Raw genomic sequence first — 17,305 nt, 5'->3', positions numbered from 1 at the left:
CGGGCCGGGGCGGTGGTCCCGCCGGAAGTGGCGGAGAGAATCAGTTCATGGCTCCGGCGTGAAGAGATGCAGACTGGCCATGTCGTCACGCCGATTCCGGAGCGTGCTCACTCCTGCTCAGGCCATGGCTCCAAGCAGTTTGGGAGGCTCCCGGAAGAAGGTGGTCCCTATGGGGGACACGAAGCACCGCGCCGCTCAGGCGTCGAGTACTGACTTGAGGTTAACACTACCGGGTCCAACAAACATTCCCCCTCTCCAAGACCGGCAATCGTCGATCACCCGCGTGATCACCCGGCGAGCGGCAGCACGCAGGTGCCCGCCGCGTCGAGGGTCAGCCGGTTGGCCGCCCACCCCTCTCCCGCCAGTGCCGCGACCTTCTCGGCCGCCGCATCCTCGACCAGCGCGAGCACCGTCGGGCCCGCACCGGACACGACTGCAGGGACGCCGTCCGCACGCAGTCGGTTCACCAGGGCCACGCTCTCCGGCATCGCGGGAGCGCGGTATTCCTGGTGGAGTCGGTCCTCGGTCGCGGCGAGCAGCAGCTCGGGGCGCCTGGTCAGGGCCTCGACGAGCAGTGCGGCGCGACCGGCGTTGGCCGCGGCGTCCACATGGGGGACGGTGCGCGGCAGCAGTCCACGGGCGGTCTCGGTCAGCACCGGCTTTCCGGGGACGAAGACCACCGGAACGATGGAATCGGCGGGATCCATCCGGATCGCGCGGGCGGTGCCGGTGTCGGTCCAGGCGAGCGTGAAACCGCCCAGCAGGCAGGCGGCGACATTGTCGGGGTGGCCCTCGATCTCGTTGGCCAGCTCCAGCAGCGCGGTGTCGTCGAGCTTTTGCTCACCGCCTATCGTCACCGCGCGGGCGGCGACGATGCCCGCGCAGATGGCGGCGGAGGAGGACCCCAGGCCGCGGCCGTGCGGAATGCGGTTGGCGCAGACGATTTCCAGGCCGCGCGGCTGTCCGCCGAGCAGCTCGAAGGCGGTGCGCATCGACCGGACGAGCAGATGGCTCTCGTCGCGCGGCAGGGAGTCGGCACCCTCACCTGCGATGTCGATGTGCAGGCCGGAGTCGGCGACGCGCACCACGACATCGTCGTACAGGCCCAGGGACAGACCCAGGGCATCGAAGCCGGGACCGAGATTGGCGCTGGTAGCGGGGGTGCGCACCCGGACGGCGGCGGCGCGGAACGCGGGACCGGCCATCGCTCGATGACTCTCCTTGATTGATGCTGCGGTACTGCCCCACACAGCGCCGCGGCACCGAAGTGCCCGGCCGGCTCGTGGGGTCTGTTCTGACCTGCCCTGAACGCCACTGCGTTATGCCGTGGGGAGGGGAGTTGGCTCCAGCCTATCGAAGGAAGGTTCTGTCGCGACATAGGGCGCACAGGAGGCGCACGATGCGTGTCGCGCGCCTTCCCGTGCCCCGACGCTGCCTTCCCCGGACTTTGCAGCCTTTGCACACTTTGCTGCGAGGGGTGACGGGACCTCCGCGGTCCCGCCCCCGGGTGCCGTACGCGCAGGTCCTGCCGTACGGCTGCGCCCCCGCGCGGGGGCGCCGGCCCGTCTAGACGAGGCCGAGGCGTTCCGCCGCGGCGTCCGCGTCGATCGGGACCGTGACCGGCTGCGGCGCTCCGGCCACCGCCCAGTCCGGGTCCTTGAGGCCGTTGCCGGTCACCGTGCAGACGATGCGCTGGCCGGGGTCGACCTTGCCCTCCTCGGCGGCCTTGAGCAGACCGGCGACGGAAGCGGCCGAGGCGGGCTCCACGAAGACCCCTTCCTGCGCGGCCAACAGGCGGTAGGCAGCCAGGATTTGACGGTCGGTCACGGAGTCGATGAAGCCGCCGGACTCGTCCCGTGCCCGCTCCGCGAACGACCACGAGGCGGGGTTGCCGATGCGGATGGCGGTGGCGATGGTCTGCGGGTCCTTGACGACCTCACCACGCACGAGCGGCGCGCTGCCGGCGGCCTGGAAACCCCACATCCGCGGGGTGTGCGAGGCAATGCCGTCGGCCGCGTACTCCTGGTAGCCCCGCCAGTACGCCGTGATGTTGCCGGCGTTGCCGACGGGCAGCACATGGATGTCGGGCGCGTCGCGGAGCATGTCGACGATTTCGAAGGCCGCGGTCTTCTGGCCCTCGATCCGCACCGGGTTCACGGAGTTCACAAGTGCGACCGGGTAGTTGTCGGACAGCCGCCGGGCCAGCGTCAGACAGTCGTCGAAATTTCCCTCGACCTGGAGAATCTTCGCGCCGTGGACCAGCGCCTGGCCCATCTTGCCGAGCGCGATCTTGCCCTGCGGGACGAGTACCGCGCAGACCATGCCGGCCCGGACCGCGTAGGCGGCGGCCGAGGCGGAGGTGTTGCCGGTGGAGGCGCAGATGACCGCCTTGGCGCCCTCCTCCTTGGCTCGGGTGATGGCCATCGTCATGCCACGGTCCTTGAAGGAGCCGGTGGGGTTGGCGCCCTCGACCTTGAGGTGCACCTCGCAGCCGGTGCGCTCGGAGAGCACCTGGGCCGGTACGAGCGGCGTGCCGCCCTCGCGGAGGGTGACGGCCTCGGTCGTGTCGCTGACCGGAAGCCGGTCGCGGTACTCCTCGATGATTCCGCGCCACTGGCTGCTTGCCGTGGTCACAGTGGAATTGGCAGACATGGGTTCCTTTACTCCCCTTCGACCCGCATGATGCTGGCGACACCACGAACGGTGTCGAGCTCGCGCAGAGCCCCGACGGTCGACGACAGGGCCGCGTCCGCCGCTCGGTGGGTGACGATGACGAGGGATGCCTCGCCGTCCTTGCCCGACTGACGGACCGTATCGATCGATACGCCGTGTTCCGCGAAGATCGTGGCGACCTGAGCGAGAACACCGGGCTTGTCGGCCACATCGAGGCTGATGTGGTACCGCGTGACGACCGCGCCCATGGGGCTGACGGGCAGCCGGGTGTAGGCGGACTCACCCGGTCCGGTGGCGCCGGCGAGCTTGTTGCGGCAGACCGCGACGAGGTCGCCGAGGACCGCGGAGGCGGTCGGCGCGCCGCCCGCGCCCGGCCCGTAGAACATCAGCTGGCCGGCCGCCTCGGCCTCGACGAAGACCGCGTTGTACGCCTCGCGGACGGAGGCGAGCGGATGCGTCAGCGGAATCATCGCGGGGTGCACCCGCGCGGTCACGGACGCCCCGTCCGCGGCCCGCTCGCAGATGGCCAGCAGCTTGACCGTGCACCCCATCCGCTTGGCGGAGGCGATATCGGCCGCGGTGACCTCCGTCAGGCCCTCGCGGTGCACATCGTCGATGGTCACGCGGGTGTGGAAGGCGATACCGGCCAGGATCGCGGCCTTGGCGGCGGCGTCGAAGCCCTCGACGTCCGCGGTCGGGTCGGCCTCGGCGTATCCGAGCGCGGTCGCCTCGTCCAGCGCCTCGCTGTAGCCGGCCCCGGTCGAGTCCATCTTGTCGAGGATGAAGTTGGTGGTGCCGTTGACGATGCCGAGCACCCGGTTGACGGTGTCGCCGGCCAGGGACTCGCGCAGCGGCCGTACCAGCGGGATCGCGCCCGCGACGGCGGCCTCGTAGTAGAGGTCCGCGTCATTGGCCTCGGCCGCCGCATGCAGCGCCGCGCCGTCCGCCGCGACCAGCGCCTTGTTGGCGGAGACCACACTCGCGCCGTGCTCGAAGGCGGTGGTGATCAGAGTACGGGCCGGCTCGATACCGCCGATGACCTCGATCACGACATCAATGTCGCCCCGTTTGACGAGTGCGGTCGCGTCGGTGGTGACCAGCTCGGCCGGGACGCCCTCGCGCACCTTGTCGGGGCGGCGGACGGCGATCCCGGCCAGCTCCACGGGCGCACCGATACGGGCGGCGAGGTCATCGGCGTGCGTCGTCATGATGCGCGTCACCTCTGAGCCGACAACACCACAGCCCAGGAGCGCCACCTTCAGCGGACGCGTACGCATCATTTGACCTCTGCTTCTCATCGATCAGCGAATTCCAGCTTGCTCATGCACAAGTCTCACGCACCGGACGGCGGTTTCCGCCCTTCGTCCAGATGCCGAGACATTTATTTCATCCGGGTCGGGGACCCGGCGATCCGGCCCTACCCGACATCCAACCGCAGGAGATCTTCCTCCGTCTCCCGCCGGACGATCACCCGGGCCCGGCCATTCCTTACCGCTACAACGGGCGGCCGCAGCGAGTGGTTGTAGTTACTCGCCATGGAACGGCAGTACGCACCGGTGGCCGGCACCGCGAGCAGATCTCCCGGCGCCACATCGGCCGGCAGGAAGGCATCGCGTACGACGATGTCCCCGCTCTCACAGTGCTTGCCCACCACGCGCGAGAGCATCGGCGCCGCGTCGGAGGTGCGCGACACCAGCGCCACGCTGTACTCCGCGTCGTAGAGCGCCGTACGGATGTTGTCCGACATCCCGCCGTCCACGGACACGTACGTCCGCAGGCCTTCCAGCTCCTTGACGGTGCCGACCTCGTACAACGTGAACGCCGTGGGGCCCACGATCGCCCGTCCCGGTTCGACCGACAGCCGCGGCACGCCCAGCCCCGCCGCCGCACACTCCTTGCTCACGATGTCGCCCAGCGCCGACGCGATCTCGTGCGGCTCCCGCGGATCGTCGTCCGAGGTGTACGCGATACCGAGCCCACCCCCCAGATCGATCTCGGGCAGCTCGATTCCGTGCTCGTCACGCACTTCGGTCAGCAGCTGCACCACGCGGCGCGCGGACACCTCGAATCCCGCCATATCGAAAATCTGCGACCCGATATGGCTGTGAATCCCGATGAGTTCCAGCCCGTCCAGCTTCAGCACACGGCGCACGGCCTCCGCGGCCTGCCCGTCCGCCAGCGCAATTCCGAACTTCTGGTCCTCGTGCGCGGTCGCGATGAACTCGTGCGTATGCGCCTCGACACCGACCGTGACCCGGATCTGTACGCGCTGCCGCTTGCCCAGCCGCTGCGCGATATGGGCGACCCGCACAATTTCCTGGAACGAGTCGAGCACGATCCGCCCGACCCCCGCCTCCACGGCCCGGGTGATTTCCTCGGTGCTCTTGTTGTTGCCGTGCAGGGCGATCCGCTCGGCCGGCATTCCCGCCGCCAGCGCCGTGGCCAGTTCACCGCCGGAGCAGACGTCGAGATTCAGCCCTTCCTCGTGCAGCCAGCGGACAATGGCCCGCGACAGGAAGGCCTTCCCGGCGTAGAACACATCCGCTCCCGGCCCGAAGGCGTCCTTCCACGCCCGGCAGCGGGCCCGGAAGTCGTCCTCGTCCAGGAAGTACGCCGGAGTGCCGAATTCCGCGGCGAGCGCGGTGACGTCCAGCCCGCCGACGGTGACCACACCGTCGGCATTGCGGGAGACCGTACGGGACCAGACCCGCGGGTCGAGGGTGTTGAGATCGGCGGGCGGCCCGGCGTAGTGCCCCTCGGGCAGTACGTCAGCGTGCCGGGGCCCTGCAGGGTGCGCGGAGCGGCTCATGGCGGTGGAGATCCCCTCGAAGTCGTTCAGAGGTGGGCGGGAGCGGAGATGCCGAGCAGACGCAGGCCGTTGGCGAGCACCGTCCCACTGGCCTCGGCAAGGGCCAGCCGGGCACGGTGCACGGCCAAGGGTTTCTGCTCCCCGACGGGCAGTGGCGGAAAGTCGTCATGCCACCGGAAGAACGCGTCGGCCGTCGCCTCCAGATGCCGCACCACACGGTCCGGTGCCCGCAGCCGCGCGGCGACGTCGATGACGGAGGGGTAGGTGGCCAGCAGGGTCTGCAGCGCGTGCAGGCTGCGGGAGGTCACAGGGGCGGCTGCGGCGTGCCGTGGCGAGGGCTGCGATGCGGGCCGCGCGTCGGCCGCGACCCCGGCAACCGCCGCAGGATGCTCCTCCCCCACGTCCCCCGGCTCGCTCACAAACCCCAGCTCACCCGCGTTCCGCACCAGCGCCCGCGCCCTCGCGCAGGCGTACTGCACCCGGAAGCGCGGATTGCTCTCCCGCTGTACGGGCCGCTCGGGCAGCCGCACCGGATCGTGCGCGGCCGGCCGCAACAGCACCCAGCGCACCTCGTCGGAACCGAGCCGGGCGGTGAGGGTGTCAAGGTCGTACGAAACGGGCGCGAGAGCGGGGCAGCCACCGTCCCGGTGGCCACCGAGCCCGGCCGCCGCGTCGATCCGCCCCAGCACCTCACCGACCACGGCCTCACGGGCACCGCCCGCCGAGGAACCGGCCACCGGACCGAAGCCCCGCTCGAGGACTCCATCGTTGGCATCACCGGAGCCATCGCCATCGAAGGCATCACCGGAGTCATCGCCGGGGACATCACCGACGTCATCAGGGCTCTGCGCCGCCCACGTTCCGCCGTAGCCGTCCCCCTGCGCCAGCACGTCCCGGACGAGGGCGGTCAGCGCCCCGTCCCCCAGGGTGAAGTTCAAAAAACCCGGACCGGCGATCTCGACCCGGGCGATCCCGGCGCTCCCGGCCAGCCGCTTCCGCAGGATCTCGGCAACCTCGCGGGCCGGCCTCCCCGCGGGCCCCGCGAGCTGCAACGCGACATTGGAGGCGTAGTCCCCGCACCCGGGCCGCGGCGGCGGCTCGACAACGATCCGTGCCGGCACCGGCACGGAGAGCTCCTGCTCCTCCACCGCACCACGCACGGAGCGCAAGACGGTACGGGAGAGCTCAGCGGGGGTCACAGGACAAGCGTATGGGAGACCAGGGGTAGGTCTGCGACCCGGTTTCGCCCTGTGGACACTCCGCGCGGCGATCCAGGACGGAGCCGGCACACACCTGAGCACGCCTCCGGGCTCACCGCCCGCGGACCGCGCTACTCCCCACCCGCGTCCACCATGCCGACCCCACCGGGCGCCGGGACCCCACCGGAGGCCGGAACCCGGCCAGACGCGGGAACCCCACCGGAGGCCGGAACCCTGCCGGACAGAGCGCCACGCTCCGCCGCCCGCCCGCCCCCGTCGCTCCCCCTGCCCCCGTCGCTCTCCCCGTCCTCATCCTCGACCCCGCCCTCGGGCCCACGCTCCCGCTGGCGCCTCTCACGCACCAGCATCCCCACGGTCCGCACCAGCTCCGCCGGCTCGAACGGCTTGGCAAGGAAGGCGTCCACTCCCACCGACTCGCCGTTGTCCACCTCGCCCTGGGTACAGGCACTGACGATGGCGATCGGGATGTCCCACGTCCGCGGATCGGAACGCAACCGCGCCGCGGTGTGCAGCCCGTTGAGCCGCGGCATCACGACATCAAGGGTCACGACATCAGGTCTCACGTGGTGCACCACGTCCAGACATTCGGCACCATCAGCCGCGGTCACGACCTCGAAGCCCTCAAGCTCGAGATTGACCCTGATCAACTGCCGGATCACCTTGTTGTCATCGACAACGAGGATCCGACCGGACAAGCCAGGCACACCATGAGACTAGGACGCCGCCTGAGACTGCGTCCCGGTTTTCCCCACTTCCGCCCCCGTGTGAGGGACCTTTCCCCGGACCGCCACCGCCACCTCCCCACGATGCGCTACAAGCTCCGCCACACGGTCCCGCCGCCCCTCCCGGCCCCCTCCCCCGCCGCCCGCGAAACCTGTTCATGAACACCCCATCAAAGCTGGTAGGGTTCTACCCGTCGCCACAAGAACACAGGCGGCAACGCCCCCGTAGCTCAGGGGATAGAGCAACGGCCTCCGGAGCCGTGTGCGCAGGTTCGAATCCTGCCGGGGGCACCCTGTATGAGGTGCCCAAGACCCCGTCACCAGCGGAATCGCTGAGGCCGGGGTCTTCGCGTATGTGCAGCCGTGTGTCGCCCGAGGCGGTCCTGCGTCCGCCGAACCGCACGCCTGGCTTCTCCTTGATCAGTCGTGTTGACGTGTCATGGGTTTCCTCGAAAGGCCTTGGGACGGTCGCAGTTACGGCGGCCGCCGAGCCCGTGGTTGCGGGATGTGGTGCCAGGACGGCTGAGCCCTCCCGGTGTCAGGAGAAGTCAGCCCTCTCCCAGTACCTCTCGGATCACGTGCCGGGCGTTGTGTGCCATCGCGGGGTTCGTTGTCCGGTAGTACGGCAGCGCGATCAGGGCCTGTGAGAGCGTGCGTCCGCGGCCGCGGTGCCAGGTTGCGTCGTCCACGCCAAGCATCTCGCGGAAGACCTCCCTGGCGTGGGCCGGCAGCAGGTTCCAGGCCGGGAACAGGTCGCAGGCCGGATCGCCCAGCCCCGTGCACCCGAAGTCGATCACCGAGGTCAGCCTGCCGTCGTTCACCAGCAGGTTGCCCGGCATCAGATCGGCGTGCAGCCATACCGGCGGGCGTTCCCAGTCCGGTGTCCGGAGCGCGTCCTCCCAAACGGCGGCCGCGGCATCGCAGTCGATGGCCTCCTGCGGGATCCCGCGCAGTTCCTCGATCGCCGCGCGGGTCGATGCGTCGAGCGCGGCGAGCGGTCCGCCGCGGTGGGCCATCGGCGCCCGGGGCAGGGTGATGCTCCGCATCGCCGTCACGAAGCCGGCCAGATCCTCGGCCAGCGGCACGGGCTCGCTCAGCGCCCCCGCCGCGGGGTTCTCGCCCTCCCGCCACCGGTACACCGACCAGGGCCACGGATACCCCTCGGCGGGCTCCCCGGCCCCGAGCAGTTCGGGGATCGCCGTGGGCAGCCGGGAGGCCAGGCGGGGCAGCCACTGCTGCTCCAGCGAGATGTCCTGGGCTCCGCCCTTCACCAGCGGCAGCCGTACGACCATGTCCTCGCCCAGCCGGTACATGGCGTTGACCGTGCCGCCGGAGGGGAACCGCTCCACCGTCTGCCCCGCCCACTGCGGGAACTGGCCGGCGATGAGCTGCCGTACGAGCTCGCCGTCGATGGGGTGCTGTCCGGGGTGCATCGGCGCTGGGATCATGGGGCGCCATCCGATCACCGGGGGCGAGCGGGCGTCCATCGCTTTTCCGGAACGCCTTTCCGGAACGCTCTTCCGGGCCGTATAGCCGCTTTCACGGTCACAGGCCGCGCCGGTCCAAGAGGCGGATGAGGTTGCGCTTGCGCTTCTGTTCGGCGCGGAGGGCGGCCAGGTACGTGGTGAAGTCGTCCGGCGTGCCCAGCGCCTCGTGGCAGGTACGGATCTTGCTCAGCAGGTCCGCGATCTCCGCGTAATTGCCGTCGCCGGTGTACCGGCACCGCTCTTCGACCGCCCGGAGGTAGACGGCGAGCGCATCGGCGGGGCGGGTGGCGGCCGAGTGGTCGGCGAGCCTCAGCCACTGTGCGGGCCGGGCCCGGCCCGGTGCGGCGGTCCACGCCGCGTCGGGATCGTCGTCGTCAATCAGCGCGTCGATCAGGACGGTGCCGCCTCCCCACCGGGCCGTGCGTCCCTCCTCCGCATCGGTGCGCAGCAGTTCCAGGGCGGGTGGGCGTTCGGTGTCCCACGAGCCGTGCGCGCGGGCGGCGGTGCGCAGGGCGCGGTAGGCGTGCAGGGACCGGTCCGCCCGAAAGTGGTCGCGGCGGACGGTGAGCGCGTCGGCGGTGCGGCCGTGGTGTGCGTAGCGGTCGGCCACGTAGTCGACGAGGCCGCGGTGGACCGGTTCCGCCCCCGCAGCGGCGTGGTGCAGCCCGCGCTCCGCCCACCGGAGGGCTTCGTCGGCGCGGCCCGCCGCGTCCAGTTCTCCGGCGATCTGCAGGTGGGTATGGCCGTTGGGGTGGAGGTCGGTGGCGTGGAGGGCGATCAGTTCGTCGAGGTCACCGGCGGCGCGTGCCAGGGACTCCATGAGGTGCTTCTCGGCCCGGCCGGTGGGGTTGCGCTTCCGGGCTTCCGCGCCCAGCGTCCTGAGTGTGGCCAGGCCCTGGACGCCCAGGATGCGGCGGTAGTCGGCCGGCTCGATCTCCAGGTATGCGGCGCCGTCGCCGAGGCAGTGGTCGAGCAGCCACTCGGCGGTCTCGTCGGGGTCGGGCAGCGCGGCCACACAGGCGTCACGATGGGCGCGTTCAAGCTCCGCCGCGGCGTCGCCGATGCATCCGGCGGAGTCGTCGGCCGACTCGTACACACCGGTCAGCCGGCCGATCGCCGCACGGGCCACGATGACGGCGGCGGCTCCCCGGCCTGTCGTGGCCAGGTCCCTGATCGCGTCGGCCGCGCGGGTCACCCGGGCCGCGTAGCCGTGGGCGTCCTCGTAGGCGATGTAGCCGTACTGGCTGCAGTCCGCCGGGTCAATCAGTGCGGCGATATCGGCACATACCGCCGTTGCGTCACCGTCGGCCAGGGCGGCACGCAGCGACAGCGCCTCCTTGAAGTCCGGGTCCTCGGCCAGCCGTTCGTGCAGCAGGGCGCGCAGTTCGTCGCGGCCGAGCCCGTCGAGCCAGGTGCGCAGCGTGGTGTCGCGTGCCGCGGCTTCCTCGCGCAGCGTGGTGAGCCGGCCGGGCTCGCGCAGTGCGGTGAGAGCGACCGCGACGCAGTGCTTGCAGAAGTGGCCGTCCTCGCCGTACGGGCAGTCACAGGTGGCCCGGAGACGGTCGCCGGCGTCGAGGATGACGCGGTACCGCTCGGTGCCCTGCACGGTGGCGGTGATGCGGCCCGCCTCGGCGCGCAGCCCGCTCACGGCGTCCATGTAGCCGAGGCCGCGTTTGTACGAGCGAGGGCCGGCGAGTTCCCGGATGTGCGCATCGGTGTAGCAGGAACGGTGCATCAGCCGATTCAAACGCGGGAGGCCCGTAGCTGTCAGCCGGGCACCGGAATCACGCGGAGCGGTGGCGAGTTCCGGAAGGCGCCGGGCACCGGACCCCTGGGCCGGTGCCCGGCCGGGTCCGGGGGCAGTGCCGCGCCGTTGCCGGACGCCGCCGCGGCGCCGCAGGGGTGGTGGTCAGCCGTCCAGCCGGACCGGGAGGGATTCGATTCCGTAGACGATGGAGAGTTTGCGGAATTCCAGTTCCTCGGGGGTGGCGGCGAGGCGCATGTTCGGGAAGCGGCGTACCAAAGCGGGGTAGGCGGCGCGGAGTTCCATGCGGGCCAGCTCGGCGCCTACGCAGCGGTGGATTCCGTAGCCGAAGGCGAGGTGGGAGGGGACATTGCGGGTGGGGTCGAACTGTTCCATTTCCGGGCCCAGTTTGCCGTCCCGGTCCGCGCCGCTCAGGGAGCACAGCACCACGTCTCCGGAGGAGATCTTGACGCCGCCGATTTCCAGGTCCTCACGGGCGAAGCGCGGGAAAGCGACCTGGACGACGGTCAGGTAGCGGAGAAGTTCCTCGACGTAGCTGTCGACGACGTCGTCGCCGTCATGGAGGGCCGCGAAGTGCTTGGGGTCCTGGAGGAGGACCAGGGCGCCGAGGGCCAGCATGCTGGCGGTGGTTTCGAAGCCGCCGGTGAGGACGCCGTCGGCGAGGCCCGCGAGTTCTTCGTCGCTGACCGAGTCGCCGTGTTCCTTCACGATCATCCCGAGCAGGCCGTCGCCCGGATTTTCGCGCTGCTTTTTGACGATGTCCCGGAAATAGGAAAGGGATTCGGATATGGCACCGAAGGAGGCATTTGCGCCGCTGAAAAGGTCGAAACGGGCGGCACTGAGGCGTTCGAAGTCGGCGCGGTCTTCATAAGGGACGCCGAGGAGTTCACAAATAACGAGGGAGGGGATGGGGAGGGCGAAAGAGTGGACGATGTCGACCGGGTCACCGTTTTTCCCCTCCTTCTCCATGGCGTCGAGGCGTTCCTCGACGATCTCGTGGATACGGGGGGTGAGCCGACTGAGGCGGCGCATGGTGAATTCGGGGGTCAGGAGACGACGGAGCCGGGTGTGCACCGGCGGGTCGGCGAATCCGAGTCCACCGGGGTTCTGTTCGGCGCCGGCGCCGGCCTTGCCGACGAGGTTGGTGAAGTCCGAACTGAAGGCATTGGCCTTTCCCAGGACCGCCTTGACCTCGTCGTAGCCGGTGACCAGCCAGACGTTGGCGGCAATCGGCACGGGGAGCTTGCTGACGGGCTCCCGCTCCCGGACGGCGGCCAGATCGCCCACGGGGTCGAGCCCATCGCGCCGCAATGGCATCAGGACGGACTCGGGCAAGAAAGACATTCGAGACAGGTCGAAGCCTTTCTTCCGGGTTCTCGCCAGGTACATACGGCCGGCCCAGGCGATGATCCGGGAACGGAGAGTCGTCATGACGCTAATACTGCCTTTCGTCGAGGGGGACGCTCCCCCGCGCTCCGCGACCCAAGGCGGCCGGGGCGGCACGGAACCTCCACTCGGCGTGCACCGGTGTGACGTACGCCATAGCCCCTCGCTTACGGTGGTCATGGCACTGGTCCATGCCATCGACCGATGTCTTCAGTCGTCCGCATCAGCGTGACGAGCTCGGCCTCGGCCTTCTTCTATTCGGTCTGGACGAGTTTACAAAGTGCCATTGGGCGCGTTCACGGAACAACCCGGAATGACCCCGAGTGGACCCCGAGGTGCCCCTGAGATACCCCCGAGGTGCCCCCGGAGTGCCCTTGAGGCGTCCTTGGGATGCCCTTGAGGCGCCCTTGATCCCTCCTTGGACGCGCCTCCTCCGCCCGCAGCCTCCCGCGGCCAGCGGCAATTCCGATGCCCGGTGAGAGCGAGCGGAGCCGGGTGGGCGACGCCTGCCGAACTCACCTCATCGCGGATGGTGATGAGTTGCGGACTCTCCGGAGTCTCCTTAGCGTGAGAAGGGAACGAAAGTGAGCGGCGGTCCCGGCGTGGCGTGAGAGCGGCGCGGTAGCGGGAAGCCGCCCTCACAGCCGGGGAAGGGTGCGACAGGCACCGCACCGGCGGGGCGCAGGCCCCGACCCGTCCGTCAGGTGACGCCCGGCAGCTTCGCTCATCTCGCCCCGCAGGGAATCCACCCCCTGGGGCTCTCCCCTTCGCAGGAGGAAGCGCATGTTTCCGCAGTCGAAGTCCGGCAAGTGCGGCCTGTTGGGCCTGTCCGCCCTGTGTGCTCTTTCCGGTGCACTGGCCGGAGCTGTCGCGGCCGGCCCGGCCCTGGCGTCCGACGGGAGCGAGGGGGACAACTTCGCCGTGTACGAGGGCCATGTCGTCGCCGAGGACGGGCTGGTGGTGCGCATCGGCCCGAGCACTCGCTACCGCGTGGTCGGTTCGAAGGAGTACGGGTCCAAGGTGGGGATCGTCTGCCGGGTCAAGGCGGAGCGCATCGAGGGGAACCCGGTCTGGTACAAGCTCTCCGATGCGTCGTACGCCTGGTCCTCCCGGCGGGACATCGTGAACGACGGGGAGGCCCCTCGCTGGTGTTGAGGCCGGCCGGGCCCCCGTGCCCCTGGTAGCGCCTCAGCTTATTGCGAGCCGGGCGACGTACTCGTCGAAAGGCTCGATGCCCACCTCGCCCCGCAGGGCGTCCATCCGCTCGGGGTCTTCGCAGGGCCACGGGACGGGTGCGCCCCCGACCATGCCCGCGATCTGTGTGCCGTAGATCTGCTTGCGACCCTCGTTCACCAGCGTGCGGTCGCGCAGGAAGGCCAGCTCGCGCGGGCTTGCCGAGCCCGCCTCCACCGCCTGCTCCATGAGGCGGAGCGCACGCCGCTGCACATCGAGCTGACGGTCGGCGTGCTGCGCCACCAGCCAGGCGCCGCGAGCGGCTTCGTCGCCGACCAGCACCGCCGTCGGCCAGCCGTACTCGTCCATGATCTGGTGGAGCCGGTCGCCGTGCCGCGCGGTGAGGCGGCGCCAGGCCAGTTGTTCCGCGGGGTTCTCGCTGTTCGCGCCGGGTGAAGCACTCTGGTCCGCCTGCGCCATGCGGATGAGTTCCGCCGACAGGGCCGCCGTGCTGTTGTCGTTCGTCACGTTCGCTCCATGGCCTGGGCACGCGGCCTGCGTGCGCGGTCTGCGCCTGAGGTTGGCGCCTGAGGTTGGCGCCTGTGGTCTGCGCCTGTTCCGGTCCACCACGCTAGGGGCCTTTCGCGGCGCGAAGATCATTCCGGAGAACGGTGACGGGGAGGGCCGGATCGGGGGATACTGGATCTACGTCGGAGGGGCAGCCGGAAGAGTCCGGAAGAGTTCCGCCGGGTCCGGTGCGGTGAGGTGGCCCGCAGCCGCAGTGACACGGAGACGTCAGCGCCCACGGAGACGCGCGCACCCACGGAGACGCCCCTTCGCGCGGACGCCCGAACGTCGTATCCGACATAACGGAAATAATGGCCGCCGCTTGCTACGTTGCCAGGCATGACGGCAATGGCAAGGGCGGCGGCCGCCGCGTGCCCGGCGGACACTCCCCCACCCTTGCCGTCACTTCCCAAACGGCGGGGCGTCGAACTGGCCCTCCTCTTAGGCGCCGTCCTCATCAGCGTCTGCGGATATGTGGCGGTGGGGCTGGCCAGGTGGCATGCCCTGCCGGGCGGTGCGATCCGCTATGGCGCGGGGCTCGGCGGGCTCGCGCTGCTCGCGCACCTCGCCGTACGCTTCCGCGCCCCGTACGCCGATCCGCTGCTGCTTCCCACCGCCGTGCTGCTCAACGGCGTCGGGCTGGTGCTGATCTTCCGGCTCGACCAGGAGACGCCCCGCAACCACGCCGCGCCCACCCAGCTGCTGTGGTCGACCGTCGGCGTCGCGCTGTTCACGGCGGTGGTGGTGCTGCTGCGGGACCACCGCATGCTGCAGCGGTACGCCTATGTGTGCGCGGCGCTGGCGCTGGTGCTCATGGCGGCACCGATTCTCTTTCCCGCCGTCAACGGGGCGAAGATCTGGATCCGTTTCGCCGGATTTTCCCTGCAGCCGGGCGAGTTCGCCAAGGTGTTGATCACCGTCTTCTTCGCGGGCTACCTCGCTGCCAACCGCGGCGCGCTGGCGCACACCGGGCGCCGGATGTGGCGGCTACGGCTCCCGACCGGCCGGGTGCTCGGGCCGATCGTCGCGATCTGGCTGATCAGCGTCGCCGTGCTGGTGCTCGAACGCGATCTGGGGACCTCGCTGCTGTTCTTCGGGATCTTTGTCGTCCTGCTGTACGTGGCCACCGGGCGGACCGGCTGGATCGCGATCGGGCTGTTCCTGGCGGGCATCGGGGCGGCTGCCGTCGGCACGCTGGAACCGCATGTGCACAGCCGGGTCGAGGACTGGCAGCACCCGTTCGCCGGTATCGCGGCGGGCAAGGGGCCCGGTCAGCTCGCCCAGTCGCTGTTCGCGTTCGCCGCCGGCGGGATGTTCGGCACCGGTCTCGGGCAGGGCCACTCGTATCTGATCGGCTTCGCCATGAAGTCCGATTTCATCCTGGCGACCTATGGCGAGGAGCTGGGGCTGGCCGGGCTGACCGCGCTGTTTCTGCTGTACGCGCTGCTGGTGGCGTGCGGCTACCGTGCCGCGGTCGCCGTGCGGGACCCGTTCGGCAGCCTGCTGGCGGTGGGCCTCGCGGCGCTGCCCGCCATCCAGGTCTTTGTGATCGCGGGCGGGGTGATGGGGCTGATTCCGCTGACGGGGATGGCGATGCCGTTCCTCGCGCAGGGCGGGTCCTCCGTCGTCACGAACTGGATCATCATCGCGCTGCTGCTGCGGATCAGTAATCGGGCGCGGATGCCGGCGGGTGCGGGGGGAGAGGGAAAGGGGACCGGCCGTGAGGGGAGGCGTGGGAGGAGGGCCCGGAGCGGTGGGCTGCGTGCCGACAGGACCGCGGGCGCCAACGACGGCAGGAGCGCGGGTGTGCGCGACGGCACGAGCGCGGGCATGTGTGAGGGCACGAGCGCGGGCACGCATGGCGGCAGGAGCAGTGCGGCGAGCCTTCCCGGGAGTGGCACGGGGCTCGGGGCCGGGAGTTGGGTGGTCGGTTTTCTGAAGCCGGCCAAGCCGCAGGTGCCGGAGGCGGTGAGCGGGTCCAAGGAGCAGAGGGCGGCCACGGAGCAGAAGGATTCCGGGGAGCAGAGGGGATCCGGCCGTTGATCCGCTGTATTCGCCGCACCGCGGCCTTCTCCTTCCTCCTCCTCGTGGCGCTGCTGGTCAACGCCGCCCGGGTGCAGGTCGTCGACGCGGAACGCTTCAGCGCCAGTCCGGCCAACCGCCGGGGGCCGATCGTCCGTTACGCACAGCCGCGCGGTGCCGTGCTCGTCGCCGGCCGCGCGGTCACCGGTTCCCGGGACAGCGGGGGGCGGCTGCGCTACGAGCGCACCTATACCGACGGGCCGCTGTACGCACCGGTCACCGGCTACTCCTCGCAGACCTACGGGACCTCCCTGCTGGAGAGCGCCGAGGACGGCGTCCTCTCCGGGGCCGACGACCGGCTCGCCGCCTTCCCCTGGTGGGACCGGCTGACCCACGCCCACCGGCCGGGCGGCAGCGTCCACACCACCATCAACCCGCGGATGCAGCGCGCCGCGTTCGACGGGCTGGGGGACAAGAAGGGCGCGGTGGCCGCGATCGAGCCGCGTACGGGACGGGTCCTGGCGCTGGTCAGTACGCCGTCGTACGACCCGGGCGAGCTGTCCGGCAACGGCGCCGAGGTCACCGAGGCCTGGCACCGGCTGAACGGTGCCGAGCAGCAGCCGATGCTCAACCGGGCGCTGCGCCAGACCTATCCGCCCGGTTCCACGTTCAAGGTCGTCACCGCCGCGGCGGCCCTGGAGAGCGGCAGGGTCACCGATATCGACGCGCCCACCGATTCGCCCGACCCCTACCCGCTGCCCGGCACCGACACCCGGCTCGGCAATGCCGCGAAGGGCTGCGAGGACGCCTCGCTCAAGGACGCCTTCCGGGCCTCGTGCAACACCGTCTTCGCGCGGCTTGGCGCGCAGATCGGGCTGCGCCGCATGGCCGATACGGCCCGGAGGTTCGGCTTCAACGACCGGCGGCTGGCCATCCCCTCGCCCGTCGCGCCGAGCAACTTCGATACGCGGATGGACGCCTCGCAGGTCGCGCTCTCCGCCATCGGGCAGTACGACACCGCCGCCACACCGCTCCAGATGGCGATGGTCGCGGCGGCGGTCGCTAACGGGGGCCAGCTGACGGCGCCGTCGCTCGTCGACAAGGTGACCGATGCCCGGGGTGTGGTGGTCGCGGGCGACCCGCACCGCCCCACCCGCCAGGTGACCAATCCGGTCACGGCACAGCAGCTCCAGGACATGATGGTCGACGCCGTCGAGCACGGCAGCGGGCGGCTCGCCGCCATCAAGGGCGTCACGGTCGGCGGCAAGACCGGCACCGCGCAGCACGGTGTGCGCAACGAGGGCACGCCGTATGCCTGGTTCATCTCCTGGGCGCGGCAGAAGGACGGCTACGAGCCGGCCGTGGCCGTGGCCGTGGTGGTCGAGGACGCGGCCGCCGACCGTGCGGACATCAGCGGCGGGGGGAGCGCGGCGCCGATCGCACGGGCGGTGATGGCGGCCGCTCTGGGCTGAGCCTTTCGC

13 protein-coding genes and 1 tRNA gene are annotated in these 17,305 nt (G+C 70.5%); 4 read left to right on the top strand and 10 right to left on the bottom strand.

Translation table 11 applies throughout. From position 1 onward, the window contains the following. Nucleotides 1–287: 287 nt before the first annotated feature. The 6 genes from thrB to CFW40_RS24600 all read right to left on the bottom strand — a co-directional run bounded on the left by thrB (nucleotide 288) and on the right by CFW40_RS24600 (nucleotide 7,406). Nucleotides 288–1,205, bottom strand: coding sequence for a homoserine kinase (gene thrB / locus CFW40_RS24625; RefSeq protein WP_088800035.1), 918 nt, complete (start codon nucleotides 1,203–1,205; stop codon nucleotides 288–290). A 361-nt stretch (nucleotides 1,206–1,566) separates the two neighbouring features. After that, on the bottom strand, nucleotides 1,567–2,652 hold the full coding sequence (gene thrC / locus CFW40_RS24620) for a threonine synthase (RefSeq protein ID WP_088800033.1): 1,086 nt from the start codon (nucleotides 2,650–2,652) through the stop codon (nucleotides 1,567–1,569). 8 nt (nucleotides 2,653–2,660) lie between these two features. Next, nucleotides 2,661–3,953, bottom strand: coding sequence for a homoserine dehydrogenase (locus CFW40_RS24615; RefSeq protein ID WP_088800031.1), 1,293 nt, complete (start codon nucleotides 3,951–3,953; stop codon nucleotides 2,661–2,663). A 137-nt stretch (nucleotides 3,954–4,090) separates the two neighbouring features. Continuing rightward, entirely contained in the window at nucleotides 4,091–5,482 is a 1,392-nt protein-coding gene (gene lysA / locus CFW40_RS24610) for a diaminopimelate decarboxylase (RefSeq protein ID WP_088800029.1), read from the bottom strand. A gap of 26 nt (nucleotides 5,483–5,508) precedes the next feature. Beyond that, nucleotides 5,509–6,681, bottom strand: coding sequence for an ArgS-related anticodon-binding protein NrtL (gene nrtL, locus CFW40_RS24605; RefSeq protein ID WP_088800027.1), 1,173 nt, complete (start codon nucleotides 6,679–6,681; stop codon nucleotides 5,509–5,511). Nucleotides 6,682–6,812: 131 nt separating this feature from the next. Beyond that, the gene (locus CFW40_RS24600) at nucleotides 6,813–7,406 is read right to left on the bottom strand and encodes a response regulator (protein WP_088800025.1); all 594 of its coding nucleotides are present in this window, start codon (nucleotides 7,404–7,406) and stop codon (nucleotides 6,813–6,815) included. 237 nt (nucleotides 7,407–7,643) lie between these two features. Between CFW40_RS24600 and CFW40_RS24595 the strand changes: the two genes are divergently transcribed. Continuing rightward, nucleotides 7,644–7,715, top strand: a tRNA-Arg gene (locus tag CFW40_RS24595). Nucleotides 7,716–7,972: 257 nt separating this feature from the next. Here the strand turns inward: CFW40_RS24595 and CFW40_RS24590 are convergent. From CFW40_RS24590 to CFW40_RS24580, 3 genes are all read right to left on the bottom strand, one after another. Beyond that, nucleotides 7,973–8,857, bottom strand: a complete 885-nt coding sequence (locus CFW40_RS24590; RefSeq protein WP_088802348.1) for an aminoglycoside phosphotransferase family protein — start codon at nucleotides 8,855–8,857, stop codon at nucleotides 7,973–7,975. 112 nt (nucleotides 8,858–8,969) lie between these two features. Beyond that, nucleotides 8,970–10,646 carry an SWIM zinc finger domain-containing protein gene (locus CFW40_RS24585; RefSeq protein WP_088800023.1) on the bottom strand — a complete coding sequence of 559 codons (1,677 nt, stop codon included), beginning with the start codon at nucleotides 10,644–10,646 and terminating at the stop codon, nucleotides 8,970–8,972. Between the two features lie 174 nt (nucleotides 10,647–10,820). After that, nucleotides 10,821–12,107 carry a cytochrome P450 gene (locus CFW40_RS24580; RefSeq protein WP_088800022.1) on the bottom strand — a complete coding sequence of 429 codons (1,287 nt, stop codon included), beginning with the start codon at nucleotides 12,105–12,107 and terminating at the stop codon, nucleotides 10,821–10,823. A gap of 738 nt (nucleotides 12,108–12,845) precedes the next feature. Here CFW40_RS24580 and CFW40_RS24575 point away from each other — a divergent pair. Further along, nucleotides 12,846–13,217 (top strand): hypothetical protein, encoded by a 372-nt coding sequence (locus CFW40_RS24575; protein WP_088800019.1) that lies wholly within the window; start codon nucleotides 12,846–12,848, stop codon nucleotides 13,215–13,217. Nucleotides 13,218–13,250: 33 nt separating this feature from the next. Here the strand turns inward: CFW40_RS24575 and CFW40_RS24570 are convergent, their stop codons facing one another. After that, entirely contained in the window at nucleotides 13,251–13,763 is a 513-nt protein-coding gene (locus CFW40_RS24570) for a DUF6624 domain-containing protein (protein WP_306427443.1), read from the bottom strand. Nucleotides 13,764–14,150: 387 nt separating this feature from the next. Between CFW40_RS24570 and CFW40_RS24565 the strand changes: the two genes are divergently transcribed. Both CFW40_RS24565 and CFW40_RS24560 read left to right on the top strand, forming a co-directional pair. Continuing rightward, complete coding sequence (locus CFW40_RS24565; protein ID WP_371127181.1) at nucleotides 14,151–15,845, top strand: FtsW/RodA/SpoVE family cell cycle protein; 1,695 nt, start codon at nucleotides 14,151–14,153, stop codon at nucleotides 15,843–15,845. After that, complete coding sequence (locus CFW40_RS24560; RefSeq protein ID WP_088800015.1) at nucleotides 15,842–17,296, top strand: penicillin-binding transpeptidase domain-containing protein; 1,455 nt, start codon at nucleotides 15,842–15,844, stop codon at nucleotides 17,294–17,296. The genes CFW40_RS24565 and CFW40_RS24560 overlap by 4 nt, the downstream gene beginning before the upstream one ends. Nucleotides 17,297–17,305 lie beyond the last annotated feature (9 nt).

The sequence above is a fragment of the Streptomyces sp. 2114.4 genome, assembly GCF_900187385.1.
GTDB lineage: Bacteria > Actinomycetota > Actinomycetes > Streptomycetales > Streptomycetaceae > Streptomyces > Streptomyces mooreae.
The sequence above is the reverse complement of the archived record's forward strand: the minus strand, read 5'-3'. Positions and strand labels throughout refer to the sequence as shown.